Origin of the sequence: Halomonas beimenensis (assembly GCF_002549795.1) — a bacterium.
Lineage (GTDB): Bacteria > Pseudomonadota > Gammaproteobacteria > Pseudomonadales > Halomonadaceae > Halomonas > Halomonas beimenensis.
Genome location: NZ_CP021435.1, coordinates 1,829,993 through 1,856,252, shown reverse-complemented (window position 1 = coordinate 1,856,252; position 26,260 = coordinate 1,829,993). Strand labels below are relative to the sequence as shown.

At 70.9% G+C, this 26,260-nt stretch carries 23 protein-coding genes; 13 read left to right on the top strand and 10 right to left on the bottom strand.

The window, feature by feature from the left end:
• Positions 1 to 10 precede the first annotated feature (10 nt).
• Together rnhA and BEI_RS08780 are read right to left on the bottom strand one after the other, a co-directional pair.
• On the bottom strand, positions 11 to 496 hold the full coding sequence (gene rnhA, locus BEI_RS08785) for a ribonuclease HI (protein ID WP_097789159.1): 486 nt from the start codon (positions 494 to 496) through the stop codon (positions 11 to 13).
• Entirely contained in the window at positions 489 to 1,262 is a 774-nt protein-coding gene (locus tag BEI_RS08780; protein WP_097789158.1) for a methyltransferase domain-containing protein, read from the bottom strand. The genes rnhA and BEI_RS08780 overlap by 8 nt, the downstream gene beginning before the upstream one ends.
• Before the next feature lie 98 nt (positions 1,263 to 1,360).
• Here BEI_RS08780 and gloB point away from each other — a divergent pair, with 98 nt between their 5' ends.
• From gloB to BEI_RS08745, 7 genes are all read left to right on the top strand, one after another.
• Entirely contained in the window at positions 1,361 to 2,128 is a 768-nt protein-coding gene (gene gloB / locus BEI_RS08775) for a hydroxyacylglutathione hydrolase (RefSeq protein WP_097789157.1), read from the top strand.
• 67 nt (positions 2,129 to 2,195) lie between these two features.
• Complete coding sequence (locus BEI_RS08770) at positions 2,196 to 3,386, top strand: transglycosylase SLT domain-containing protein (RefSeq protein WP_097789156.1); 1,191 nt, start codon at positions 2,196 to 2,198, stop codon at positions 3,384 to 3,386.
• Positions 3,387 to 3,435: 49 nt separating this feature from the next.
• Positions 3,436 to 5,250, top strand: a complete 1,815-nt coding sequence (locus BEI_RS08765; protein ID WP_097789155.1) for an extracellular solute-binding protein — start codon at positions 3,436 to 3,438, stop codon at positions 5,248 to 5,250.
• Between the two features lie 176 nt (positions 5,251 to 5,426).
• Positions 5,427 to 6,503: a microcin C ABC transporter permease YejB gene (locus BEI_RS08760; protein WP_097789154.1), complete on the top strand. Its 1,077-nt coding sequence runs from the start codon at positions 5,427 to 5,429 to the stop codon at positions 6,501 to 6,503.
• 2 nt (positions 6,504 to 6,505) lie between these two features.
• Entirely contained in the window at positions 6,506 to 7,588 is a 1,083-nt protein-coding gene (locus tag BEI_RS08755; RefSeq protein ID WP_097789153.1) for an ABC transporter permease, read from the top strand.
• Positions 7,581 to 9,170, top strand: coding sequence for an ABC transporter ATP-binding protein (locus tag BEI_RS08750; protein WP_097789152.1), 1,590 nt, complete (start codon positions 7,581 to 7,583; stop codon positions 9,168 to 9,170). Before BEI_RS08755 ends, BEI_RS08750 begins: the two co-directional genes overlap by 8 nt.
• Positions 9,171 to 9,374: 204 nt before the next feature.
• Positions 9,375 to 11,123, top strand: coding sequence for a GGDEF domain-containing protein (locus BEI_RS08745; RefSeq protein ID WP_097789151.1), 1,749 nt, complete (start codon positions 9,375 to 9,377; stop codon positions 11,121 to 11,123).
• A gap of 40 nt (positions 11,124 to 11,163) precedes the next feature.
• Here BEI_RS08745 and BEI_RS08740 read toward each other — a convergent pair whose 3' ends face one another.
• Together BEI_RS08740 and BEI_RS08735 are read right to left on the bottom strand one after the other, a co-directional pair.
• Positions 11,164 to 11,865 (bottom strand): pseudouridine synthase, encoded by a 702-nt coding sequence (locus BEI_RS08740; RefSeq protein WP_097789150.1) that lies wholly within the window; start codon positions 11,863 to 11,865, stop codon positions 11,164 to 11,166.
• Entirely contained in the window at positions 11,865 to 12,680 is an 816-nt protein-coding gene (locus tag BEI_RS08735) for an amidohydrolase (RefSeq protein ID WP_097789149.1), read from the bottom strand. Before BEI_RS08735 ends, BEI_RS08740 begins: the two co-directional genes overlap by 1 nt.
• Positions 12,681 to 12,801: 121 nt before the next feature.
• Between BEI_RS08735 and rarD the strand changes: the two genes are divergently transcribed.
• On the top strand, positions 12,802 to 13,704 hold the full coding sequence (gene rarD, locus BEI_RS08730; RefSeq protein WP_097789148.1) for an EamA family transporter RarD: 903 nt from the start codon (positions 12,802 to 12,804) through the stop codon (positions 13,702 to 13,704).
• Here the strand turns inward: rarD and BEI_RS08725 are convergent.
• Entirely contained in the window at positions 13,687 to 16,113 is a 2,427-nt protein-coding gene (locus tag BEI_RS08725) for an EAL domain-containing protein (RefSeq protein WP_097789147.1), read from the bottom strand. The two genes, rarD and BEI_RS08725, sit on opposite strands and share 18 nt — an antisense overlap.
• A 135-nt stretch (positions 16,114 to 16,248) precedes the next feature.
• Here BEI_RS08725 and BEI_RS08720 point away from each other — a divergent pair, with 135 nt between their 5' ends.
• Positions 16,249 to 17,397: an NAD(P)/FAD-dependent oxidoreductase gene (locus BEI_RS08720; RefSeq protein WP_097789146.1), complete on the top strand. Its 1,149-nt coding sequence runs from the start codon at positions 16,249 to 16,251 to the stop codon at positions 17,395 to 17,397.
• Positions 17,398 to 17,412: 15 nt separating this feature from the next.
• Here the strand turns inward: BEI_RS08720 and BEI_RS08715 are convergent, their stop codons facing one another.
• Positions 17,413 to 18,684 (bottom strand): O-acetylhomoserine aminocarboxypropyltransferase/cysteine synthase family protein, encoded by a 1,272-nt coding sequence (locus BEI_RS08715; RefSeq protein ID WP_097789145.1) that lies wholly within the window; start codon positions 18,682 to 18,684, stop codon positions 17,413 to 17,415.
• Between the two features lie 129 nt (positions 18,685 to 18,813).
• Between BEI_RS08715 and BEI_RS08710 the strand changes: the two genes are divergently transcribed.
• Positions 18,814 to 20,526 carry a SulP family inorganic anion transporter gene (locus BEI_RS08710; RefSeq protein WP_097789144.1) on the top strand — a complete coding sequence of 571 codons (1,713 nt, stop codon included), beginning with the start codon at positions 18,814 to 18,816 and terminating at the stop codon, positions 20,524 to 20,526.
• A 49-nt stretch (positions 20,527 to 20,575) separates the two neighbouring features.
• On the opposite strand, the gene BEI_RS08705 is transcribed toward BEI_RS08710, so the two are convergent.
• Positions 20,576 to 21,268, bottom strand: a complete 693-nt coding sequence (locus BEI_RS08705; protein ID WP_097789143.1) for a TetR/AcrR family transcriptional regulator — start codon at positions 21,266 to 21,268, stop codon at positions 20,576 to 20,578.
• Between the two features lie 357 nt (positions 21,269 to 21,625).
• On the opposite strand from BEI_RS08705, the gene csiR reads away from it, so the two are divergent.
• Together csiR and BEI_RS08695 are read left to right on the top strand one after the other, a co-directional pair.
• The gene (gene csiR, locus BEI_RS08700) at positions 21,626 to 22,312 is read left to right on the top strand and encodes a DNA-binding transcriptional regulator CsiR (RefSeq protein ID WP_097789142.1); all 687 of its coding nucleotides are present in this window, start codon (positions 21,626 to 21,628) and stop codon (positions 22,310 to 22,312) included.
• Between the two features lie 81 nt (positions 22,313 to 22,393).
• Positions 22,394 to 22,612, top strand: coding sequence for a ribbon-helix-helix protein, CopG family (locus BEI_RS08695; RefSeq protein ID WP_097789141.1), 219 nt, complete (start codon positions 22,394 to 22,396; stop codon positions 22,610 to 22,612).
• 7 nt (positions 22,613 to 22,619) lie between these two features.
• On the opposite strand, the gene BEI_RS08690 is transcribed toward BEI_RS08695, so the two are convergent.
• Genes BEI_RS08690 through BEI_RS08680 form a run of 3 tightly spaced genes read right to left on the bottom strand, consistent with a single transcriptional unit; the run spans position 22,620 to position 25,026 of the window.
• A complete protein-coding gene (locus BEI_RS08690) occupies positions 22,620 to 23,561 on the bottom strand; it encodes a 5-oxoprolinase subunit C family protein (protein WP_097789140.1) in 942 nt (313 codons plus the stop codon).
• Positions 23,558 to 24,277: a 5-oxoprolinase subunit PxpB gene (gene pxpB, locus BEI_RS08685; protein WP_097789139.1), complete on the bottom strand. Its 720-nt coding sequence runs from the start codon at positions 24,275 to 24,277 to the stop codon at positions 23,558 to 23,560. Before pxpB ends, BEI_RS08690 begins: the two co-directional genes overlap by 4 nt.
• Entirely contained in the window at positions 24,274 to 25,026 is a 753-nt protein-coding gene (locus BEI_RS08680; protein WP_097789138.1) for a 5-oxoprolinase subunit PxpA, read from the bottom strand. The genes pxpB and BEI_RS08680 overlap by 4 nt, the downstream gene beginning before the upstream one ends.
• A 206-nt stretch (positions 25,027 to 25,232) precedes the next feature.
• Here BEI_RS08680 and BEI_RS08675 point away from each other — a divergent pair, with 206 nt between their 5' ends.
• Positions 25,233 to 26,234, top strand: coding sequence for a TRAP transporter substrate-binding protein (locus BEI_RS08675; protein WP_097789137.1), 1,002 nt, complete (start codon positions 25,233 to 25,235; stop codon positions 26,232 to 26,234).
• The last annotated feature ends 26 nt before the right edge of the window (positions 26,235 to 26,260 follow it).

Sequence of the window (26,260 nt, the reverse complement as noted above, 5' to 3'; positions counted from 1 at the left end):
TCGGCTGTCCTCAGGAGCCGACGCCTCGGGCGCCGGCCAGCATGTCGTCGATGGCCTCGTTGGCCAGGGCGTCGGCCCGCTCGTTGCCGGGGTGGCCACTGTGACCCTTGACCCAGTGCCACTCGATGGTATGGCGCCGGGTCTCCTCGAGCAGCTCGCGCCACAGCTCGGCGTTCTTGACCGGCTGACGGGAGGCGGTCTTCCAGCCGCGCTTCTGCCAGCCGTGGATCCACTCGGTGATGCCGCGTCGCAGGTACTCGGAATCGGTCCACAGGGCCACGCGGCAGGGCCGCTTGAGCGCCCGCAGCGCCATGATCGCCGCCATGAGTTCCATGCGGTTGTTGGTGGTCCTGGCCTCGGCCCCCTTCAACGGCTTCTCGTGGGGGCCGCTCTGCAGCAAGGCGCCCCAGCCGCCGGGCCCCGGGTTACCCCGGCAGGCGCCATCGGTATAGATCGTCACCGTCCCCGGCGCTTCATCCTGCGGTTTGTCAGTCACCCTCGGTCACCCTCTCCGGCTGCGCCCCGACCCGGGTGGCACTCCCCAGCGTCGAACCGGACATCGGCACCGGGAAGACCAGGCGCCCACGATGGGGCTGAGCCAGCTGAGAGCGGGGCCGGGCATGCATCATGAAACACTCGCCCAGCGGCAGGTTGTGGCGTCGACCCAGGGTCTCCAGCACGCCGTTGTGGACCTGGCCGCCGGGGAGGCGAAAACCGCAGTAGTCTACCCGCTGGGTCTCGAAGTCGACAAACGTCAGCCAGTCGCCGAGCCGTCCCGGGGTGCGCCAGCGCCCGCGGCCGGCGAAGCGTCGGCGGCGCCCCGGCCACCAGCGCCAGCAGCCGGTGGGGCCCAGCGGATGCCAGCCGAACAGGATCAGGTGGCCATGCCCGGCGGTGACCCGTGCGGCCTCCTGCAGCAGGTGATGAGGATCGGGGACCACCTCGAGCAGATGATGCACCACCACCAGGTCCAGGCAGCCATCCGGCAGCGGCAGGGCATCGGGGGAACACACCAGGACGTTCTCCCCCTCGGCGAGTTCCCGGGTCGGCGACCAGCGCAATGCATGGCGCACCGGACACATGTCGGTGAGCGTCGGCGCCAGGCTGAGCTCCAGGCCATGGGCGCCGAACCAGCGCTCGCACAGCGGCCCGAGACAGGCACGCTGTGCTCGCCAGATCCCCCGTCCGGCCGGGCTCGTCCAGTAACGGCGTCCTTCCCGCACCAGGCGCGCCAGGGTCATCGCGTCCTGCGAATTTGACATGATGCGCTCTTCTCTCCAAAGTACCCGATTTTGCGAACTTCCCGAATCAAGGCGCCGGCGGCCCCCGTACCCGGCCCAGGCGCGAGGACTCCGAGCCCATGTTGAGCGTGACACCGATTCCTGCCTTTCGCGACAACTATATCTGGCTGCTCCGGCAGGACACGAGTGACGATGTCTGCGTGGTGGATCCGGGTGACGCCGCCCCGGTGATCGAGACCCTGGAGCGGGAAGGCCTCAACCTGGCGACGGTGCTGATCACGCACCATCATCCCGACCATGTCGGCGGCCTCCCCGAGCTGATCGCCCGCTACGCGCCCCGCGTCATCGGCCCGGCGAACCCGGCCATCGAGGGGATCGACGAGCGGGTGGCCGCCGGGGACGAGATCCGCGTGATGGGCCGTCTCTTCGAGGTGCTCGAGGTGCCCGGCCACACCCTGGATCACATCGCCTTCTTCACCGCCGGCATCCCGCCGCTGCTGTTCTGCGGCGACACCCTGTTCAGCGCCGGCTGCGGACGCCTGTTCGAAGGGACTCCCGAACAGATGCACGCCTCGCTGGCTCGCCTGGAGGCGCTGCCCGAGGACACCCTGGTCTTCGCGGCCCACGAGTACACCCTGGCGAACCTCGCCTTCGCCAAGGCCGCCGACCCCCACAACCCCGATATCGATGCCGCCGAGCAGGAGTGCCGGCGGGCTCGGGATCTCGACCGCCCCACCCTGCCCAGCACCATCGGCCGGGAGCGGCGGATCAACCCTTTCCTGCGCTGCGATGACGCCGGCGTCCGCCAGGCCGCCGCGGCCCATGGTGACACCGACGACGCCGTCGCCACCTTCGCCACCCTGCGCGCCTGGAAAGACTCTTTCTGAGACCCACCCGCTGGACATCCCGGCCCACCCGCGAAGGCGGGCCGGCGTGTGCCCCGGAGGCCCCTGCATGACCTATCACACGACGCGCCGACGACTCCTCGGATTCGCCAGCACGATCGCCATGACCGGCGCCCTGCTCGCCGGCGCCTACTCCAAGGCATCGACCCTGCCGGCCGGCCGGCTGGCCGCCGACACCCCGGTCTTCACCAGCGGCGCCCGGGGCGCCCCCGCCGGGACCCGGCATTTCTGGGATCAACTGGCGCTGGAACCGGCCGATGCCTGGACACGGCTGCGTGACACCTTCCGCTGGCAGGAGCAATGGCAGGGCGGGCCCGGCCAGGCGCGCGTCCAGCACTGGATCGACGCCTACAGTGCCGAGCCCCACAACATCGTCGAGATCACCGAACGGGCTCGCCCCTGGCTGGCCTGGATCCTCGACCGCGTCGAACGCCGCAACCTGCCCGGGGAGATCGCCCTGATCCCCTTCGTCGAGAGCGCCTTCGATCCCGAGGCACGCAGCCGCTTCGGCGCGGCCGGCCTCTGGCAGATCATGCCGCGTACCGGCGACGCCCTGGGCCTGCGCCGCGACGGCGCCTGGGACGGTCGACTCGACGTGGTGCGCTCCACACAGGCCGCGCTGGACTACATCGAACTCCAGGCCGAGCAGTGGTACGAGGGCGACATCGAGCTCTCGCTGGCCGCCTACAACGCCGGCGCCGGCACCGTGAACCGGGCCCGCCGGCAGGCCCGGGCCCAGGGCCGGGAAGGCGACTACTGGGACCTGGCCCTGCCCGACGAGACCATGCACTACGTGCCCAAGCTGCTGGCCATCGCGGCCATCGTCGCCGACCCCGAGCGCTACGGCGTCGAGCTGCCGGACATCGACAGCCAGCCGACGTTCGCGCGGGTCCCGGTGACCCGCACCCTGGGGCTCGAGGAGGCAGCGCGCCTGGCCGGGGTCCCCACCGGTGAGCTGGCCGCCCTCAACCCGGGCCTGCGAACTCGCACCGTCCGCCCCCATCAGGTACGCGAGCTGCTGGTCCCGGCGGCGGGCGCCGACCGGCTGGTGGCCGCCCTCGACCGGCCCCGGCCGGCGGGCTCCCGCCAGGAGGCGGTACACGTCGTGCAGCGGGGCGACACCCTCTCCGCCATCGCCTCCCGGCATGCCGTGGCCGTCGCGGACCTGGCTCGCTGGAACGGCATCGACCGCCCCGACGCTTTACAACCCGGCCAGCAGCTGACACTTTCCGGTAGATGACGAGGGCCGAGCGGTCCTCCTGCGACTCTTGGCACAAGGATTCCGAGCGATGCGTGCGAGTGTTCTGCTGATGGCCGCCCTGGCCGCAAGCCCCGCCCTGGCCAGCGAGCCCGTCCCGACCCGCCATGCCCTCGCCCTCTACGGCGAACCGGCATTGCCGGCCGACTTCGCGCACTTTCCCCACGCCGATCCCGACGCCCCGTCGGGCGGCAGCCTGGTGCGCGGCGCCACCGGCAGCTTCGATTCCACCAACCCCTTCATCATCCAGGGCACGCCGGCCTCGGGCCTCACCGCCATCTACGACACCCTGATGGTCGGCAATCCCGACGAGCCCTTCACCATGTACGGGCTCCTGGCCGAGGGCATCCGCCTCGGCCCCGATCGGCAGTGGATCGAGTTCGATCTCCATCCCGAGGCCCGTTTCCACGACGGCCACCCGGTCGACGCCGACGACGTGGTGTTCAGCTTCGAGACCCTGACGGGGAAGGGCCAGCCCTTCTACGGCGCCTACTACGCCGACGTCACCGAGGTCCGGGCGCTCGACGAGGACACCGTGCGCTTCGAGCTGGCCGACAGCGAGTCCCGGGAGCTGCCGCTGATCCTCGGCCAGATGCCGGTGCTGCCGGCCCACTACTGGGAGGACCACGACTTCGAGCGTCCCACGCGGGACGCCCTGCTGGGCTCGGGCCCCTACCGCATCGCCCAGGTCGACCCGGGCCGGCGGATCGTCTACGAGCGCGTCGCCGACTACTGGGGCCGGGACCTGCCGGTCAACCGGGGCCGCCACAACATCGAGCGGCTGGTCTTCGACTACTACCGGGACCAGACCGTGGCCCTGGAGGCCTTCAAGGCCGGCAACCTGGACCTGCGCATCGAGACCAGCGCCCGCAACTGGGCCACCGCCTATGACTTCCCCGCCGCCGACGCCGGCTTCGTCGAGCGCCTGGAGGTGCCCGACGGCCAGCCGGCCGGGATGCAGGCCTATGTCATGAACCTGCGCCGCGCGAAGTTCCAGGACGTGCGGGTCCGCGAGGCCCTCAACCTGGCCTTCGACTTCGACTGGCTCAACCAGCACCTCTTCTACGGCGCCTACGAGCGCACCCACAGCTACTTCGAGAACTCTCCGATGGCCGCCGACGGGCTGCCCGGCGAGGCCGAGCTGGCCCTGCTCGAGCCGCACCGCGACGCCCTGCCCGCCCGGGTCTTCGACGAGCCGCTGCCCGTCGACCACCCCCAGGACATGCGCGAGCGCCTGCGCAAGGCCCTCGGCCTGCTGCGCGAGGCCGGTTATCGCCACCGGGAGGACGGCACCCTGGTCGACGCCGAGACCGGCGAGCCGCTGCGTCTCGAGGTGCTGCTCTTCGACACCCAGTTCGAGCGGGTGGTCCAGCCGCTGCTGCGCAACCTGGCCCGGCTCGGCATCCAGGGCGACATCCGCATCGTCGACGTCAACCAGTACCTGAACCGGCTGCGCACCTTCGACTTCGACGTCGTGGTGGGCAGCTTCCCCCAGTCCGCCAACCCCGGCAACGAGCAGCGCGAGTTCTGGGGCAGCGAATACGCCGACGCGCCCCAGAGCCGCAACCTGATCGGCCTGGAAAGCCCGGTGATCGACGACCTGGTGGACGATCTCATCGCCGCCGACTCCCGGGAGGCCCTGGACACCGCCGCCCAGGCGCTGGACCGGGTGCTGCGCTGGGGCTTCTACGTCATTCCCCAGTGGCACCTGGACAAGACCCGTATCGCGATCTGGGACAAGTTCGGCTGGCGGGAGCCCTTCCCGGAGTACAACCTGGACCTCGACGCCTGGTGGATCGAGCCCGAGCGAGCCGCGGAGATCGAGGCCCGCCAGCGCAATCGCTGATGAGGTGCGAGGTGCGAGGTGCGAGGTGCGAGGCATCGTGAACCGATCTTCGCCGATGTGCAGTCGTGGGAGCGCAGCTTGCTGCGCGATCAGTTCGCGCTCTAAAGAGCGCTACCACAAGAAGACAGCCTCCCAGCAAGATACGATGAACTGACAGAGAGTTCTAAGGACACGCCGTGGCCGCCTATGTATTGCGCCGCCTCCTGCTGATGATCCCCACCCTGCTCGGGATCATGCTGCTCAACTTCGTCATCGTCCAGGCCGCCCCGGGCGGGCCCATCGACCAGGTGCTGGCCCGCTTCGAGGGACTGTCGACCCAGGCCAGCACCCGGCTCGAGAGCGGCGGCGGCGACACCGCCGGCGGCGGGGGCGAGTCCCGGGGCGCCCTGGGGGTGCCGGCGGAGTTCATCGAACGCCTCGAGACCCAGTTCGGCTTCGACGAGCCCGCCCACGAGCGCTTCCTCGGCATGCTCGCCGACTACGCCACCTTCGACCTGGGCGAGAGCTTCTTCCGCGGCGAGAAGGTGACCACCCTGATGCTCGAGCGCCTGCCGGTGTCGATCTCGCTCGGCCTCTGGACCACCCTGCTGGTCTACCTGGTGTCGATTCCCCTGGGCATCCGCAAGGCCCTGCGCCACGGCACGCGCTTCGACGTCTGGACCTCGGGCCTGGTGATCGTCGGCTACGCCATCCCCGGCTTCCTGTTCGCCATCCTGCTGATCGTGCTCTTCGCCGGCGGCAGCTACTGGGAAGTCTTCCCGCTGCGCGGCCTGACCTCGCCGGACTTCGCGGACCTCTCGCCCTGGGGGAAGGTCAAGGACTACTTCTGGCACATCACCCTGCCGGTGGTGGCCTCGGCCATCGGCAGCTTCGCCACCCTGACCATGCTGACCAAGAACAGCTTCCTCGACGAGATCCACAAGCAATACGTACTCACCGCCCGGGCCAAGGGCGCCGGCGACCGCCGGGTGCTCTACGGCCACGTCTTCCGCAACGCCATGCTGATCATCATCGCCGGGCTGCCCTCGGCGCTGGTGGCCATCTTCTTCACCGGCTCGCTGCTGATCGAGGTGATCTTCTCGCTCAACGGCCTGGGCCTGCTGGGCTTCGAGGCGGTGATGCAACGCGACTATCCGGTGATCTTCGGCACCCTCTATCTCTATACGCTGATCGGGCTGATCCTGAAGCTGATCTCTGACCTGACCTACGTGTGGGTCGACCCGCGCATCGACTTCGAGACCCGGGAGTCCTGAGCATGTCACGCCTGTCCGCCCGCCTCTCCCCCATCGCTCGCCGCCGCCTGGCCGTCTTCCGGGGCAACGGCCGCGCCCGGCTCTCGCTGTGGGTCTTTTCGGCGCTGTTCGTGATCAGCCTCGGCGCCGAGCTGGTGGCCAACGACAAGCCGCTGATCATGCACTACCAGGGCCAGTGGTACCTGCCGCTGGTGGTGGACTACCCGGACACCGCGTTCGGCGGCTTCCTGCCCACCCCGGCGGACTACCGGGATCCCTACACCCGGGAGGCCATCGAGGCGGAGGGCTGGATGCTCTGGCCGCCCATCCCCTTCTCCTACGACACCCTGGACCGCGACCTCGACCACCCCGCGCCCTCGCCGCCGGACGCCGTGCACTGGCTGGGCACCGACGACCAGGGCCGCGACGTGCTGGCTCGGGTCATCTACGGCTTCCGGCTGTCGGTGATCTTCGCCCTGGTGCTGACCGCCGGCTCCCTGGTGCTCGGCGTGATGATCGGCGGCGTCCAGGGCTACTTCGGCGGCAAGGTGGACCTGATCGGCCAGCGGATGATCGAGATCTGGTCGGGCCTGCCGGTGCTGTTCCTGCTGATCATCCTGGCCAGCCTGGTCGAGCCCAACCTCTGGTGGCTGCTGGGCATCATGCTGCTGTTCTCCTGGCTGGGCCTGGTCGACGTGGTGCGCGCCGAGTTCCTGCGCGCCCGCAACCTGGAATACGTCCGCGCCGCCAAGGCCATGGGGCTGCCGTCTCGCCTGATCATGTGGCGCCACGTCTTGCCCAACGCCATGGTGGCCACCCTGACCTTCATCCCCTTCCTGTTCACCGGCGCCATCACCACCCTGACGGCGCTGGACTTCCTGGGCTTCGGCCTGCCGCCGGGGTCGCCGTCCCTCGGCGAGCTGGTGGCCCAGGGCAAGAACAACCTCCAGGCGCCCTGGCTCGGCATCACCGCCTTCCTGACGCTGGCCGTGATGCTCTCGCTGCTGGTGTTCATCGGCGAGGGCCTGCGCGACGCCTTCGATCCCCGCCACATCCAGCATGCCGCCGGCGACGGCCGCAAGCGACGGAGCGATGCCCATGGCTGACCAGCCCCTCTTCCGCCTCGAGGACCTGAGCGTGGCCTTCGACGACACCCCCGTGGTCGAGGACCTGAGCCTGGAGGTCAAGCGCGGCGAGACCCTCGCGCTGGTGGGCGAATCCGGTTCCGGCAAGTCCGTCTCCGCCCTGGGCGCCCTGGGCCTGCTGCCCCGTAATGCCCGGGTCACCGGCGCGCGCCGGCTCGGCGACACCGACCTGGCCCGGCTCTCGCGGCGCGACTGGCAGGCCCTGCTCGGTGGCCGCGTGGGCTTCGTCTTCCAGGAGCCCATGACCTCGCTCAATCCCCTGCATACGGTGGCCAAGCAGATCGGCGAGACCCTGCGCCTGCACCAGGGCCTGACCGGCAGGGCCGCCCGCGACCGCAGCCGGGAGCTGCTCGAGCAGGTCCGGCTGCCCCGCGCCGAGGAACTGCTGGATGCCTGGCCCCACCAGCTCTCCGGCGGCCAGCGCCAGCGGGTCATGATCGCCATGGCCATCGCCAACCGCCCCCGGCTGCTGATCGCCGACGAGCCCACCACGGCGCTGGACGTCACCGTGCAACGCGAGATCCTGGCGCTGCTCGCCGAGCTGCGCGACACCCACGGCATGGGGATGCTGTTCATCACCCACGACCTCAACCTGGTGCGCCGCCACGCCGACCGGGTGTGCGTCATGCACCAGGGCCGGGCCCAGGAGACCGGCGAGGTGGCCCGGGTCTTCGCCGAGCCCCGGAGCCCCTACACCCGGGAGCTGCTGGCGGCCGAACCCTCCGGCCGCCCCACGCCCATCGAGCGCCGGGCCCCGATCCTGCAGGCGCGGCGGCTGGGCGTGCGCTTCCAGCGCCCCAAGCGGCTCTTCAGCCGTCGCCCCCCGGCCTTCGAGGCCCTCAAGCCGCTGGACCTGGACGTGGCCCCGGGGGAGACCCTGGGCATCGTCGGCGAGTCCGGGTCGGGCAAGACCACCCTGGCGCTGGCGCTGCTGCGGCTGCAGGAGAGCCACGGCGAGATCGAGTTCGACGGCGAGCGCCTGGACCGCCTGCACGGCGACGCCCTGCGGCGACGGCGGCGACGCCTCCAGGTGGTGTTCCAGGATCCCTTCGGCTCGCTCTCGCCGCGGATGCCGGTGGCCGACATCGTCAGCGAGGGCCTGCGCTTCCATCATCCCGACCTCGATGACGCGGCGGTGGACCAACGGGTGCGCGCCACGCTGCGCGAGGTGGGGCTGCCCGAGGACTGCGGGTCGCGCTATCCCCATGAGTTCTCGGGAGGGCAGCGCCAGCGCATCGCCGTGGCGCGCGCCATCATCCTCGAACCCGAACTGCTGGTACTGGACGAGCCGACCTCGGCGCTCGACCGCACGGTGCAGAAGCAGCTGGTCAACCTGCTGCGCGAGCTGCAGGCTCGCCGCGGGCTGAGCTACCTCTTCATCAGCCACGACCTGGCCGTGGTCCGGGCCATGGCCCATCGCATCCTGGTCCTCAAGGACGGCGCGGTCATGGAGCGCGGGGACTGCCAGGCCGTGCTCGCCGACCCCGCCACCGACTACACCCGCACCCTGGTCGAGGCGGCGGGCCTGGTCCCGGTGGCCTGACTGGCCCCGGCCCCCGGGGTGTCGTGAGCGGCCACTCACGGGCCAGGATGATAACGGTATAATACTCCTCCTGACGCCCGGCCAGCGGGTCGCCACCGGCCGCACACTCGGGCCGGGGATGCCGACCGCGATCAGCGCCCCGGGGCAAGTCCCCGCGCCCTGGCGTATACTGGCGCCAGTCAGGTCATGGATCGAGGAGGCGGCATGAGCCGAGTCACGCGCTGGCTGGGAGGGGCCCTGGTGCTGCTGCTGGCGGGCCTGGGGACGCTGGCGGCCGGCCCGGCCCAGGCGGAGCCGCGTGATCTCGACCAGGGATGGGAATACCGCTGGGGCGACTCGCCCTTCCTGGCCGACGGCACCCCCGCCTGGACGATGCCGGACCATGACACCGCCTGGCGGCCCATCGCCTTCCCGTCCAATCCGCCGAACCGCAACGGCCGCCGACACGCCTGGTTCCGGATCACCCTACCCGACGGCGAATGGCGCGACCCGGTGCTCTACGTCTACAGCATCGACCTGATCGCCGAGACCTACCTGGGCGGCGAACGGATCTACCGTCACGGCAGCTTCGCCCCCGACGGCAGCGGCCCCTTCGTCGGCTGGCCCTGGCACATGATCGAGCTGCCCGAGGATTTCGCCGGTCGGACCCTGCACTTCCGCGTCTACTCCGACTACACCGACATCGGCCTGTGGGGCGAGGTCAAGCTGATGGAACGGGCCGAGCTGTTCGGCTTCATCCTGCGCCACTCCGCCGCCGACCTGGTGGTCAGCGCCCTCTGCCTGCTCCTGGCCCTGCTCGCCGGCGCCTTCAGCCTCTTCCAGGCCAACCGCCGCAACTTCGCCGCCATCGCCCTCTTCGCCCTGGCCGCCGGCGTCATGATCCTCGCCGAGACCCAGGCCAGCCAGCTGCTGATCAACGCCCCGCTGCTATGGGACTTCCTCGCCGCGGGCGGCTACTTCGCCCTGCCCGTCGCCATCGGCCTGTTGCTGGAGCACTGGTTCGCCGATCACCGGCCTCGCCTGATCCGCGGGATCTGGCAGGGCCACCTGGGGTACCTGGTGCTGGCACTGGGCGCCGCCGCGGCCGGCTGGGTGAACCTCTCCATCACCTTCCCGGTCTTCGATGGCCTGCTGGTGGTCAGCCTGACGATCCTGCTGGCGGCGATCGCGCCCCGCCTGCGCCGCCTCGATCCGGTGCAACGGGCGATACTCGCCAGCTACGCCATCTTCGGCGCCTTGCTGCTGGTGGACATGCTGGTCGCCCACGGCCTGCTGCCCTGGGGCCGGGTGCCGGTGAGCATCGGTGCCCTGGCCTTCGCGCTGGCCATCGTGGGGATCTCGCTGCACGCCTATGCTCGCACCCAGCGGGACCTGAAGCGCCTCAACCAGCACCTGGAACAGGAGGTCGCCCAGCGCACCCGGCAACTGCAGACCCTGGTGGAACGGCTGGAGACCTATTCCTACACCGATCCCCTCACCGGCCTGCACAACCGGCGCTACTTCGACGAGCTGCTGGTGCACGAGGCGACCCGCGCCCAGCGGGAGGATGCCCCGCTGGCGTTGCTGATCTTCGACATCGATCACTTCAAGGCCATCAACGACCGCCACGGCCATGAGGCCGGCGATCGGGTGCTGGCCGGCGTCGCCGGCACCCTGGCCAGCCACTTCCGCGACGCGGACGTGGTCTGCCGCCTGGGCGGGGAGGAATTCGTGGTCCTGCTGCCCGGCGCCGATGCGGCGAACGCCCGGTCCCGGGGCGAGTCGTTGATGAACACCCTCGGGGGAACGGTGTTCTGGCACCACGACCGGATGCTCGGCCCGGTGACCGTGTCCTGCGGCATCGCGGCCTATCCGGAACACGTCCAGGAGCCGCTGGCCCTGGTCGGCCTGGCCGACCAGGCGCTGTATGCCGCCAAGCAGGGCGGGCGCAACCGGGCCGAAGTCTACGCCTGACCCCGGCTTCGCGGCACGGCGCGCCGCCACCGCCGTGGCATCAGAACGCCGCCACCTCCGCGTCGTCGAGCTCGCGCCACTCCCCGGGCGCCAGGTCGGCCGCCAGGACCAGCGGCCCCACCGACTCGCGGTGCAAGGCCTCCACGTGATTGCCGACGGCGGCGAACATCCGCCGCACCTGGTGGTAGCGCCCTTCGGTGATGGTCAGCCGGGCATGGCGGGCATCGAGCAGCGTCAGGTCGGCGGGACGGGTCGGGGCCTCCTCCCCCTCGAGCCGGATCCCCTCGGCGAAGGCGGCCTTCGCGGCGTCGGCGGCATCACCCTCGAGGGGGCGCGCCAGGGTGGCGAGATAGACCTTGGCACAGGCCCGCCGGGGCGAGGTGACCCGATGGGACCATTGGCCATCGTCGGTGAGCAGCAGCAGCCCGGTGGTCTCGACGTCCAGCCGCCCCACCGGCTGCAGGCGCTCGGCCTTGGGCAGGTCGATCAGGTCCACGGCACGCGGATAGAGGCCGCGCCGGGCGGTGCACTCCACGCCGGCGGGCTTGTGCAGCATGATATGGCGCACGCCCACCAGTGCCAGCGGCGCGTCGTTCCAGGTGACCCGATCGGCCTGGCCGACATGGCGGGCTCCCCGCTTCTCGACCTCGCCGTTGACCCGCACCTCCCCGCGGCCCAGGGCCTTCCTGGCCAGCCCACGGGTCAGCTCGGTGGTCTCGGCCAGGAAACGATCGAGCCGCATCAGGCGCCCACCCCATCGGACAGGGTGAAGTGATCGGCATCGCGCCAGGCCGGAAACTTCTCGCGGAAGGCGGCGAGCTCATCCAGGGACAGTCGTCCCGTCTTGACGAAGGGCGTGTCCCGGGGCTCGTCGATCAGCGGCTCGCCCTTGGCATCCACCAGCATGGAGTCGCCCGCATAGGCCAGGCCCTTGGCATCCTCGCCCACGCGGTTGACGCCGATCACCGGGCAGAGGTTCTCCACCGCCCGGGCCTGCAGCAGCACCCGCCAGGGATGACGGCGCGGCGCCGGCCAGTTGGCCACGCACAGCAGGGCGTCGTACTCGAAATGCTCGCCCGGCGCCGGCTGCTGGCGCAGCCAGACCGGGAAGCGCAGGTCGTAGCAGACGCTGAGCAGGATGCGGAAGCCCTTGAGCTCGACGATCACCCGCTCGTGGCCCATCGCATAGCGCTCGTGCTCGCCGGCCATGCGAAACAGATGACGCTTGTCGTAGTGCACCAGGCTGCCATCCGGACGCGCCCACACCAGGCGGTTGAAGTAGTCGCCATCCTCGACCACCGCCAGGCTGCCGGTGATCACGCAGCCGCGACGGGTCGCCTGCTCCCGCAGCCAGGCCACGCTGGCACTCTCGGCCATGGGCTCGGCCATGGCCTGCGAGTTCATGGTGAAGCCGGTGGCGAACATCTCGGGCAGCACGATGAGGTCGGTGTCGCCGGCACCGAGATCGCCCAGGGACTCGTCGAGCATCCGGCGGTTGGCCTCGGGATCTTCCCAGCACAGGTCGGCCTGGACCAGGGTGGTTCTCAGTTCGCTCATCGGGGGCTCCATGCAAGCAGAAGACGCAATCCTCTCCAGCCTAACCGAGACGCGGCCACCACGCAGCCATGTCGCGGCGAACCGGCTGTGCTAGGGTAGGCGTTTTGTTAGGACGTTAATCATGCTCCCGACCGTCACCGACGCCGAGGCCGCCAAGGGGGTGGGCTTCGGCCTCGCCGCCTATCTGATGTGGGGATGCTTCCCGCTGTTCTTCGCGCTCTTCGAGGGCGTGCCGGCCCACGAGATCCTGATCCACCGGGTGCTGTGGTCCTGCCTCTTCCTCGCAGGGGTGGTCACCCTGCTGCGCCGCTGGCGACCGGTCCGGGAGGCGCTGGCCCGCCCCCGACGCCTGGGGCGCGTGCTGGCCTGCGCCCTGCTGATCGCCGCCAACTGGGGGCTCTACATCTATGCGGTGGAAACCCGCCAGGTCCTGCAGGCGAGCCTCGGCTATTTCCTCACGCCCCTGGTCAACGTCGGCCTGGGGCTGCTGGTGCTGCGCGAGCGGCTCGGCCGCCTCCAGGGCCTGGCGGTGGCCCTGGCCGCGGGCGCCATCGCGATGCAGCTGGTGCTGCTCGGCGAGCCGCCCTGGATCAGCCTGGCCCTGGCGATGTCGTTCGGCACCTATGGCCTGCTGCGCAAGCAGGTCCCGTTGGACGGCCTCTCGGGGCTGTTCGTCGAGACCCTGCTGCTGCTGCCCATGGGGCTGGCGGCGCTGGCCTGGCTCGAGCAGGCCGGCCTGTCCCACTTCCTCGCCGAGTCCCGCACCACCGCCCTGCTGGTAACCAGCGGGGTGATCACCGCCCTCCCCCTGCTGGCCTTCGCCGGGGCGGCGCGACGGCTGCGCCTGGCGACCCTGGGGTTCCTGCTCTACCTCAACCCCAGCCTGCAGTTCCTGATCGCGCTGCTGGTGTTCCACGAACCGCTGGATGCCGTGCGCCTCGCCACCTTCGCGCTGATCTGGGCGAGCCTGGGGCTCTACAGCTGGGCCAGCTGGCGACGCCCGGTCTCACCGGCCCGCGCCTGAGGTCGGCGCCACGCCGTGGCGCTCGAGGAAGACCTGGCGCTCCATGGGACGCCCCAGATGGAAGCCCTGGAAGACCTGGACGTCGAGCCCCGCCAGCCAGGCGGCTTCCTCCGCCGTCTCGACACCCTCGGCCACCACCTCCAGGCCGAGCTCCCGGCAGAAGCGGACCATGGCGACATAGGCCTCCACCGCCCGGCGGTGCTGGCCGGCGGCCTCCAGCAGGGTGCGGTCGAGCTTGACGACATCGAAGGGCAGCCGCTGGAGCAGGCGGAAGGCGGTGTAGCCGGTGCCGAAGTCGTCCAGCGCGACCCGGACCCCGAGCCGGCGCAGCCTGGCCAGGGCCTGCTCGGCCCGCTTCAGGTCCCCGAAGTCGGCATGCTCGGTGATCTCGATCTCCAGCCGCTCGGCAGGCAGGCGCCAGCGTTCCAGCGCCCCGGCCAGGCGCGCCACATAGCCCTCATCATCCAGGGTCGTCAGCCCCACGTTGATCGACAGCCGGGGCAGCCCGCCCAGCCGGTCCTGGTGACGGCCGAGCCAGTCGATGGCGGTCAGGCTGACCCAGGCGTCCAGCCGCTCCGACAGCCCCAGGCTGTCCACCACCGGCAGGAACTCCCCCGGGGAAATCTCGCCGAGCCGCGGATGGCGCCAGCGTAGCAGGGCCTCGGCGCCGACCAGGGTGACCCCATTCGCCGCCCACTGCGACTGCAACACCAGCCGCCACTGGCCCTCGGGGGCCTCGATCAAGGCCTCCAGCTCGTCGGCCAGGCGCCGGAAGCGCGTCGCCTTCTCCCGGGGCACCGGCGCGACCCGCAGCACCGGCTGCCGCCAGCCCTGGCGCTCGAGCCGGGCCAGCCCCTCGTCCAGGGCCGCACAGCAGCGGGCCAGATCCGCCTCGTGACCGGCCAGCCTCAGCAGGCTGGCATGCCAGGGCAGGGTCGGCCCGGGCTCCGCGGGCTCACGCTCGTCGAGGCTGGCCAGCAGCGCATCGAAGCGGGCCTCGTCGTCGTCCACCCCCGGGCCCGCCGGGATCCAGCCCAGCAGGTTCAGGCCGGCATCCGCGTAGAGCCGCCAGCCACGAGGCAGCCGCTCGCGAATCTGCGGCAACTGCTCGCCCAGCATCGCCTGGGCCGCGGGCAGGCCAAACCGCGCCCTGACCTGGCGCAGCCGAGGCGAGGCGAGCTCGAACAGCCAGCCGTCCCGGCCCGGTTGGGCAGGGGGAAAGTCCACCTCGAGCAGCTGGCGGCTGGGCAGGCCGGTGACGCGATCGACCATCAGCCGCCGCTCCCGGCGCAGGCCCCGGCGCCGGGACCAGGCCAGCGCCACCACACCGCTGGCCACCAGGCCCCCCAGGCCGGCCCCCGCCCACAGCAGCCGCTGCTGCTGTTGCTCGGCGTCGCCCATGGCGCGTTGCACGTCGAGCCACTCGATGGACGTGGCCGATTCCGGCGACACCGCCGCGTACCAGTGGGCATTCAGCACCCGGCGACCGGCGCCGACCGTCTGACGGTCGGGCTGGGGCGCGAAGGCCGGGCTGTACAGCGTCTCGACCGCCAGGGTCCCCAGTCGACGGGTGTCGAGAATGGCCCCACCGTCGCAGCCGAGCTCGACCTGATACGGCAGGTGGCAGAAGACCCGGATGCCTCGCGCCTCCAGCCGGGGCAACCAGTCACGCCGCTCGGCGTCGAGGTCCCCCTCGCCGGTGGTCTGGCCCTCGACCAGGTAGACGCGGGTATCCGGCGGCAGGGTCGAGAGCGCCTCCTCGACGGCGTCCGGGGTCCAGTCCCAGAGCACGCCGGCCAGTTCGCCAGGGGCCTCCCGGGTGAGACGGCGCAGGAAGGCGGTCGTGAGGTCCTGCCCCACCGGGGTGCTGTCGCCCAGCACCAGCAGCGGCAGGGGCGGTCCCAGGACGGCCTGCAGGAAGCGCAGCGACTCGGCGGCGACGCCGGTGGTGTCGATGAGCTTGATGCCAACGGCCAGGGCCCGGCGCTGCAGGCCCGGGTCGTTGACTCCCAGGGCCACGACCCGGGCGGGATCGCCGAGCGCCTGCGTGTGCGCCAGGTAGAAGCGCAGGGCCGCGTCGTCGAGCAGCAGCAGGTGGTCGCCGCGATCGACGGCCCGTCGCCCCCTCAGCCGCAGCCGCTGGAGCTCGAAGGCCTGGGCCTCCAGCAGTCGGCGGGCGTCCAGGTAGTCGACGTCCACCGAGGCCACGCCGAGACGCTCGGCCGCGGCCTCGATCCGGGTGAGCAGCTCGTCGGTCCAGGGATTGCCGCGATGGTAGGAGGCCAGCACCTCCAGTCGCGGGGGGTCGAGGGGTTGCGCCTCGGCCAGGGCGGCCAGGGCCCACAGGCAGGCCCCCAGGAGCCGCCGGGCCAGCCATCGCCCTCGTGTCGTTCCTTGCGCAGCATTCATGTCGACCGTCGAGTGTCCCTTCGTCCCTTCGCCCCGCCCATCAGAGAACAACCCGTCGGACGCGTCAACCGGCGCGTGACGACCAGGTTACCCAAGAGGCTCGCGCCCCGCCCCGGCCTCCGCTACCATCCCGCCATGACCAGCCACCGACCTCCGCCCGATGCCCCGCTGCTGCTCGTCGGCGCCGGGCATGCCCACCTGCATCTCGTCGCCCATCGCCACCGACTGCCGGCCTCACGGGTCGTGCTGGTGGACCCCGGGGGCTTCTGGTACTCCGGCATGGCCACCGGCGTGCTGGGGGGCCACCATGGCCCGGCCAGGGATCGGCTGGACCCCATGCGCCTGGCCAGACGACATGGCGTGGAAGGCCTCCGCGCCCGCCTGACCGGCCTCGACCCGGACACCCGCGAGGCCCGCCTGGACGACGGCCGACGCCTGACCTGCGCCGCCCTGTCGCTGAACCTGGGATCGCAGACGCCTCATCCGCCCGCTCATCCTCAGGGGCCGGCGATCTGGACGGTAAAGCCGATCCCTCGCCTGGTGGCCCTGCGTCATCGACTCGAACGGGAGTTCGCGGCGGGGCGTCGCCCCCGCCTGCTGGTGGCGGGCGGCGGCGCCAGCGGCATCGAGGTGGCCGGCAACCTGCGCGCCCTGAGCGAGCGGCACGGCGTGGCCACCGAGATCCACCTGGTGACCCGGGGCAGGAGACTCCTGGAGGGGGCCCCGGCCGGGGCCCAGGCCTGGCTGGGCCGACACCTGGCCCGGCGCGGCATCGAGGTCAGCACCGGCCTGGAGGTCAAGGGGCATGCCGCGGGCGGCATCATGGTGGCCTCGACCGAGCAGAGCTGGGGCGAGGACAGCTACCGTTTCCTCGCCGCGGACCATGTCGTCCATGCGGCCGGCCTGGCGCCGCCGCCGCTGGTCGAGCGGCTGGGACTGCCCTGCCTGGCCGGTCGTGGCCTGGCCGTCACCGAGACCCTGCAGAGCCCGGCGGCGGACTGGGTCTTCGCCGCCGGCGACTGCGCCGCCATGCAGCGCCATCACCTGCCGCGCCTGGGGGTCTACGGGGTGCGCCAGGCCCCGGTACTGCGGGCCAACCTCGCCGCCTACCTGGCGGGCGAGGCCCTGCGGCCCTACCGCCCCCAGGCCCGGGCCCTGGCGATCCTCGACCTCGGGGGTGGCCAGGCCCTGGCGATCCGCGGCGGCCTGTGGTGGGCAGGCCGCCTGCCCAGGCTCTGGAAGCGCTGGCTGGACGAGCGCTTCCTGGCAGCCTATCGGGCGTAATGCGCCGCGCGGGCCTCAGGCCGAGGCGGCCAGGGCCTGATCCAGGTCGGCGATGATGTCGTCGACGTGCTCGATGCCGATGGACAGCCGCACCATGTCGGCGGTGACGCCGGCGGCCTTGAGCTCCTCGTCGTTGAGCTGGCGATGGGTGGTGGCGGCGGGGATCGACGAGCAGGTCTTGGCGTCGCCGATGTTGACCAGCCGCAGGATCAGCCCCAGCGCATCGTAGAAGCGGGCGCCCGCCTCGCGGCCGCCCTGGATGCCGAAGCTGAGGATGCCCGAGGCGCGCCCGCCCATGTAGCGCTGCGCCAGGCCGTGATCCGGATGGCTCTCCAGGCCGGCGTACTGCACCCAGCTCACCCGGGGATGCCGCTCCAGGTACTGCGCCACCCGCCGGGCGTTGTCGCTGATGCGCTCGATGCGCAACCCCAGGGTCTCGAGGCCCTGGAGCAGGTTCCAGGCGGACTGGGCGGAGAGCGCCGCCCCCATGTTGCGCAGCGGCACCACCCGGGCGCGGCCGATGAAGGCGGCCTCGCCCAGGTCGCGGGTGTAGCAGACGCCGTGATAGGAGGGGTCGGGCTCGTTGAGCAGCGGGAAGCGCTCGGCATGGTCGGCCCAGGGGAAGCGCCCCGAATCCACGATCACCCCGCCCACGGTGGTGCCATGACCGCCGATGTACTTGGTGGCCGAATGGATCACCACGTCCGCGCCGTGCTCGATGGGCCGGCACAGGAAGGGGGTGGGGACGGTATTGTCGACCATCAGCGGCACCCCGTGGCGATGGGCCAGCTCGGCCAGGCGCGCCAGGTCCACCACGCCGCCGGAGGGGTTGCCGACGCTCTCGCAGAACACCGCCTTGGTCCGGGCGTCGATCAGGCCTTCCATGGCTTCGAGGTCATCCTTGTCGGCGAAGCGCACCTCGATGCCCTGGCGCGGCAGGGTGTGGGCGAAGAGGTTGTAGGTCCCGCCGTAGAGCTCGCTGATGGACACGATGTTGTCGCCGGCCTCGGCGATCGTCTGGATCGCGTAGGTGATGGCCGCCATGCCGGAGGCCACCGCCAGGCCGGCGATCCCGCCCTCCAGGGCCGCGATGCGCTGCTCGAGCACGGCGCAGGTCGGATTCATGATCCGGGAATAGATGTTGCCCTCGACCTTGAGATCGAAGAGATCCGCGGCGTGCTGGGCACTGTCGAAGGCGAAGGAGGTGGTCTGGTGGATCGGCACGGCGACGGCATGCTGGTCGTCGGGGGCATAACCGTGATGCAGGGCGAGGGTCTCGGGCTTCATGGCGGCTCCTGGGCTGGTGTCCTGTCGGGGTGACTGTATCAGGCGATACTAACCAAGACTGATGCAAAGGTCGCGTATCGGTTAGTCTGGGGAGAATCTTTCCTCCCAACCGACGACGACGGGCACCGGATGCTCAGACGCTACCTGCCGATCCTCACCTGGCTCCCCCACTACAACCGCCGACTCTGCGGCGCCGACCTGCTGGCCGGCCTGATCGTCACCGTCATGGTCATCCCCCAGTCGCTGGCCTACGCCATCCTCGCCGGCCTGCCGGCGGTGGTCGGGCTCTACGCCAGCATCCTGCCGCTGCTGGCCTATACCCTGCTCGGCACCAGCCGCACCCTGGCCGTGGGGCCGGTGGCGATCATCGCCCTGATGACCGGAGCCGCCCTGAGCGGGGTCGCCCCGCCGGGCAGCCCCGCCTACCTCGAGGCCGCCCTGGTGCTGTCGCTGCTGTCCGGCGCCATGCTGGTGGTCATGGGGGTGCTGCGCATGGGCTTCTTCGCCAACTTCCTCAGCCACCCGGTCATCGGCGGCTTTTTGGCCGCCTCCGGCCTGCTGATCGCGGTCAGCCAGCTCTCCCACCTGCTGGGCATCGAGGCCGGGGGCTACGATGCCCTGACCCTGCTGACCAGCCTCGCCACCCACCTGGGCGGCCTGCACTGGCCGACGCTGGCGGTCGGCGCCGGCACCCTGGCCTTCCTGGTCGCCGTTCGCCATTTCGGCAAGTCGCTGCTGAGGCGCCTGGGTCTGCCCGGGCCGGCGGCCGACCTCATCGCCCGGGCCGGGCCGGTGTTCGCGGTGGTGGGCACCACGGCCTTGAGCGCCTGGCTGGACCTCGCCGAGCACGGCGTGGCGGTGGTGGGGGCCGTGCCCGGTGGCCTGCCCCCGTTGACCATGCCGCCCGTCGAGGCCGGCCTGTGGCGGCAGTTGCTGGTCCCGGCGCTGCTGATCAGCGTGGTGGGGTTCGTGGAGTCCATCTCCATGGCCCAGATGCTCGCCGCCAAGCGCCGGGAGCGCATCTCGCCGAACCAGGAGCTGATCGGTCTGGGCGGGGCCAACCTGGCCGCCGCCTTCTCCAGCGGCATGCCGGTCACCGGCGGGCTGTCACGCACCGTGATCAACTTCGAGTCCGGGGCCCGCACCCCCATGGCCGGGCTGTTCGCGGCGATCGGCATCGGCCTGGTCACCCTGGCCTTCACCCCCTGGCTCCATCACCTGCCGGTGGCCACCCTGGCCGCCACCATCACCGTGGCCATCCTGACCCTGGTGGACATCCCGCTGATCCGCCAGACCTGGCGCTACTCGCGCAGCGACTTCTCGGCCATGGCGGTGACCATGGTGCTGACCCTGGTGGAAGGCGTCGAGGCCGGCATCATCGCCGGGGTGCTACTGTCGATCATGCTCTTTTTGTATCGCACCAGTCGCCCCCACAGCGCGGTGGTGGGCCGCATCCCCGGCACCGAGCACTTCCGCAGCGTGGCGCGACACGACACCGAGACGGTCAGCCACCTGGCGCTGCTGCGCATCGACGAGAGCCTCTACTTCGCCAACGCCCGCTACCTGGAGGACACCCTCTACGCCCTGGTGGCGACCCGGCCGGAGCTGGAGCACGTGGTGCTGATCTGCTCCGCGGTCAACCTGATCGACGCCTCGGCCCTGGAGAGCCTCGACGCCATCAACGCCCGCCTCAAGGACTCGAAGGTCACCCTGCACCTGGCCGAGGTCAAGGGGCCGGTGATGGACCAGCTCAAGAAGAGCACCTTCCTCGACGACCTGGCCGGCCGCGTCTTCCTCAGCACCTACGCGGCCTGGACCGAGCTCAGCCCGCGGCGGGACTGATCCCCGCCCCAGTGCTCCATTGCGGCAGCCGACCCGGACGTTCGAGGGATCACCGCTTCCCGGTAGATCCGGCCTCCTGGTCGATCAAGAACTGGCGATAGCAGCGGATCGCGAACGCCAGGCGCCGCTCGGCGGCCGCCTCGTCGCGATCGAGATGGGCGGTGATGCTCTCCATCTCGAAGATCATCACCACGGCATCCACCAGAGCCTGGAGACGCTGGGGGGCATCGCTCATGTCCGGAAATACCTCGAGGACCGCCTCGCGAATCCACTGGCGAGACTGGCGAAAGACCGCCGACATCTTGTCCTGGAGGCCCTCGTCGGTCCGCGAGGCCATGACCAGCTCGTACCAGGCCTTGGCGATCCGCGAGTGGCAGGCTTCCCGGGTGAAGCGGACCGCGCGCTCGATGGGATCCCCGGGCGGCTGTTCATCCCTGGAGTAGCGGGACTCGACGTTGTCGACCAGCCGCGACAGGACCTCGTCGGCCACCTGGGCCATGAAGTCCCCCCGGCTGGCGAAGTGCCGGAAAAGGGCCCCCTGGGACACCCCGGCCCGCCGGCAGATCTCGTTGGTGCTGGCCTTGGCGTAGCCGAGCTCCACCAGGGCCTCGATGGCGGCGTCGGTCAGCTTGGCGATGGTCGCCGAGCGTCGCGCCTCCTGGGTCCGGCGCCGCCCCGGCTCGTCCTCCTGGCGACCGGCGGCCAGGACGCTGTCGCCACCTGCGGCATGACTTGTCTCCATGTCGAAATACCTCCTCGAAAAGGCGACGGGAGCGGCCTCCTCGACGCCAGGATGTCCCTCTCGCGAACAGGAAACTAAGATAGCAGACACTATCTTGGCTCCGCCCCTCCCGCCGAGCCGCCCCGCCTCCAAGCAGCACACTTCCGGCTACATCGTTCGAGCCGTGGTTAGCGATGCGACGCGGAGCGAGTCACGACAGCGCCGAGGACTGACCAGGCAGTATCAGCGATAGGCTCGAGTGCCGTCCGAATGTCCACGCCTGACCAGGGTATCGATCATCCTCGCCCGGTTCGCCTCATTCTCGGAACTGGCGAGGATCGGTTATAATACCCACTCATCTCAGGGAACGGCGGCATCATGGACAGCACTCCGAAACAGAACCTCGGCATCAGCGCCTACACCTGGCTCAAGCGCGACATCATCCGCGGCGTCTTCCAGCCCGGGGAGAAGCTGCGCATGAGCGGTCTCAAGGAGCGCTATGACCTGGGGATCGGCCCGCTGCGCGAGGCCCTGTCCCAACTGGTCGCCGAGCGCCTGGTGGTGGCCATCAGCCAGCGCGGCTATCGGGTCGCCCCGATGTCCCGGGAGGAGCTCGCCGACCTCTACGACGCCCGGGCCCAGCTGGAGGGACTGCTGCTGGAACTCGCCATCCAGCGCGGCGACGATGCCTGGGAGGCCGACATCCTGGCCAAGGCGCACACCCTGGCCAAGGTCATGGAGGTGCATACCCCGGAAGAGATGCTGGACGTCTGGGACACCCGCCACCAGGCCTTCCACACCGCCATCGTGGCCGGCTGCAATTCCCCCCACCTGATGCAGGTCCGCCGCAACCTCTTCGACCAGGTGGAGCGCTACCGCCACCTGTGGCTGAGAGAGACGGTACTCTCCGAGGAGGCCCTGGAGCGCAAGCGCCAGGAACACGCCGCCCTGGTGGACGTCATCCTCGCCCGGAACGCCCAGAAGGCCCGGGAGATGATGCGCGAGCACCTGATGACCCCCGTGCCGATCATCGAGGAGGCCATGGCGCAGCGCGGCCTGGCCTAGGGGGCGCCCCTCTCTGGACGGTCATCGGCCTGTCACGGTCCGAGGCTATACTCCTTCCCATCCCACGGAGGAGAGACCGTCATGCATATGCCCCACCTGCTGCGCCTGACCCGGGAACAGGAAATCCGCCTGGAGCGCCTCGCCGAGCGCTGCGGGATGTCCAAGGGGGAGCTGCTCGAGCGCCTGGTGGCCCAGGGGCTCGCCGACCTCGAGACCGAGCTGATGCTGGAGGGCGCCGGCGTGGCCCGCGCCGAGCGCAGCATCGACCAGCTGCTGCGCGAGAGCGGCCTGGGCGCCTGAACGCGACTCAGCCGAACTTGGCACGGAAGCGGCGGTACTCGGCCAGGGCCCGCTCGGCGGACACCGCCGCCAGGCGGACCTCCCGGCCCGGCGGGCACTGGGCCAGACGGGCGCAGGCCAGCGGCGTGAGCGCCCCCAGCCGGGGGTAGCCGCCGATGGTCTGGCGATCGTTGAGCAGGGCGATGGGCTGGCCGTCCGGCGGCACCTGCACGGCGCCGAGCCCGAGCCCCTCGGAGATCAAGCTGGTCAGGCGGCAGCGCAGCCGGGGCCCCAGGAGGCGCACGCCCATGCGATCCGCCCGGTCGTCGACCGTCCAGGCCTGGCCGAAGGCCGCATGCAGGCTCGCCCCCTCGAATTCGGCGACCTGGGCGCCGGGCAGCAGCGCCAGCCGGGGCACCGCGTCATAGTCCGGACGTTCCTCCACGGGGACCGCCTTACCGCGGGGCCCCTTCTTCGCCCCCGGGCCCACCGCCAGGCGATCCCCCTCGGCCAGCGGCCGTCCCTGGCCGTCGTGCCCGCCCAGTCCCTCGCGGACCACGCAGGACAGGCTGCCCAGGACGGGGTCGGCCCGGAAGCCACCGGCCACCGCCAGGTAGGCCCGCAGCCCGCTGGTCGGCTGGGCGAAGCGCAGCACCTGGCCGGCACGCATCCGGAAACCGCGCCACGGCGCCAGGGGGTCGTCGTCCAGGGTCGCGCCCAGGTCGGCGCCGCACAGCGCCAGGCTCAGGTCCCTCGCGGCCTTCAGCGCCAGTCCGCCGAAGGTCACCTCCAGCGCCCCCGCGCCCCAGGCGTTGCCCACCAGGTGGTTGGCCCAGGCCCAGGCATGCACGTCGGCCGGCCCGCCCTGGGTCACCCCCAGGCGACGCACGCCGAAACGGCCCGCGTCCTGGAGCAGCGCCAGGGGACCGGCGCGCTCGACGCTCAGCCCCGTCACCGTCTCTTGCCTCATCGCCCCTCCTCCATGGGCCGGGCATCCCCGCCCAGGCGCTCGAACTCGTCACGCTCCACCGGCACGAAACGCACCCGATCGCCGACGCGAAGCAGGCTGAAGCCCGCCCGGTCGCGATCGAAGAGCACCGCCGCGGTGCGGCCGATCAGGTTCCAGCCCCCCGGCGAGACCGCGGGGTAGGCGGCGGTCTGGCGCCCGGCGATGCCCACGCTGCCGGCCGGTACCCGCTTGCGCGGCGTCTCGAGCCTCGGCGTCTCGAGCCGCTCGTCCACGCTGCCCATGAAGGCGAACCCCGGGGCGAAGCCCAGGGCATAGACCCGGTAGGTGACGGCGCCATGCCGCTCGACCACCTCGGCCTCGGTCAGCCCCGCCCGCTCCGCCAGGCGCGGCAACTCCGGGCCGACGCGCTCGTCGTACCAGGTCGGCAGTTCCCGGACCGGGGCGTCCTCGGCCTGAGGGTCGGGCGCCAGGTCGGCCAGCAGCGACTGAAGCCTGCCCCGGGCCTCGGCGGGCGTCAGCACCCGCGGGTCGAAGATCACCAGCAGGGTGGTGTAGGAGGGCACCAGGTCCACCAGGGCCGCGCCGAAGGCCGACTCGCAGTCGCGGACCAGGGCGGTGATCCAGGCCAGGTTGGTCTCGTCGATGGCATCGAACAGGCGCACCAGCCAGCCGTCCAGGCCGGCCGACTCGAGTCGCGGCAGGCCGGCGGGGATCATGCTCCCTCCTGGCCGTGCAGGGCGGCGCGGATGGCCTTGATGGCGGCGATGGACTCGGCGTTGTCCCCGTGCACGCAGAGGGTGTCGGCCTCGAGGATCAGCTCGCGGCCGTCCCGGGCGATCAGTGGTTCGCCCCGGGCGATACGCCGCGCCTGGTCGACGATCGCGTCCTGGTCGTGGTGCACGCTGCCGGTCTCTCGACGCGACACCAGCCGGCCCTCGCCATCGTAGGCCCGGTCGGCGAAGGCCTCGAACCACAGGCTCACCCCATGGCGCTCGGCGAGCTCCCGGGCCATGGAAGTGTCCCGGGTGGCCATCACCTTCAGCGGCAGCGAGGCGTCGTAGGCGACCAGCGCCCGCATCACCGCGGCCAGGATCTCGGGGTCGCGCATCATGTCGTTGTAGAGCGCACCGTGGGGCTTGATGTAGCCCACCGAGAGCCCCTCGGCACGGCAGATCCCCGCCAGGGCACCCACCTGATAGAGCACCAGGTTCTCGACCTCCTCCGGGGCGCAGGCCATGGAACGCCGGCCGAACCCCACCATGTCGGGATAGGCCGGGTGGGCCCCCACGGTGACGCCATGCTTGCGCGCCAGGCGCACCGTCATGCGGATCACGTCCGGGTCGGAGGCATGGAAACCGCAGGCCACGTTGGCCAGGTCCACATGGGGCATGACCTCGTGATCCAGGCCCATCACCCAGGGCCCGAAGCTTTCCCCCATGTCGGCATTGAGCAGCAGGGTCTTCATCGCCACCTCTCATAAACAATTCATCGATAAATTATCAGTGTTTTTTCCTCATAACATCACCAATTAGTCTAAACAACGTTGACGACATATCCTCTGACTGCCTAACCTTCCCGCCGATCAACGGCTATGCTCAAGCCAAGGCGGGGCCGCCCGCGCCGCCGGCGCCGCCTCCACAACAATAGACCGACCCGCGAGAGGAAACGCTCATGACCGTCCGCAACGCCCTGCCCCGCCTGGCCTCGGCCGTGGCCCTCGGTGTCAGCCTAGCCACCCTGGGCACCGGCGCCCAGGCGGCCACCGAGTGGGACATGCCCACCCCCTACGGCGACCGCACCTTCCACACCGTGAACATCCGCGAGTTCGCCGACGACGTCCGCGAGGCCACCGACGGCGAGCTGGACATCACCGTGCACTCCAACGGCTCGCTGATCGGCCATGCCGAGATCAAGAACTCCGTGCGCCGGGGCATCGTCCCCATCGGCGAGCTGATCATGTCGCGGCTGGCCAACGAGAACCCCATCTTCGAGGTGGACTCGGTCCCGTACCTGGCGTCCAGCTACGAGGACGCCCGGGCGCTCTGGGACGCCTCCCGGGAGGTCATCGCCGAGGAGCTCTCCGAGCAGGGCCTGCGCCTGCTGTTCGCCGTGCCCTGGCCGCCCCAGGGGATCTATACCCAGGAGGAGGTCGACGAGCCCGAGGACCTGCAGAACCTCAGCATGCGGGCCTACAATGCGGCCAGCGAGCGCCTCGCCCAGCTGGCCGGTGCCGTGCCCACCCAGGTGGAGGTGCCGGACATTCCCACCGCCTTCAGCACCGGGCGCGTCGGCGCCATGATCACCTCCCCCGCCACCGGCGCCGACACCAAGGCCTGGGATTACCTGAGCCACTTCAACCACGCCCAGCTGTGGTTGCCCAAGAACATGGTCATCGTCAGCGATCGCGCCTTCTCGCGCCTCGACGAGGCCACCCGGCAGGCCGTGCTGGACGCCGCCGCGACCGCCGAGGAACGGGGCTGGGAGATGAGCCGCCAGGAGACCGAGGACGCCCTGACGGTGCTGGAGGACAACGGCATCCAGGTCAGCACCCCGACGCCGGCGCTCGCCGCCAAGCTCGAGGAGATCGGCGCCACCATGACCGAGGAGTGGGCCGAGCGCGCCGGCGAGCAGGGCGCGGCCATCCTCGAGGCCTATCGCGCCAGCCAGGAGTGAGGTCCGGGGCGTCGTGGCCAGGCCGC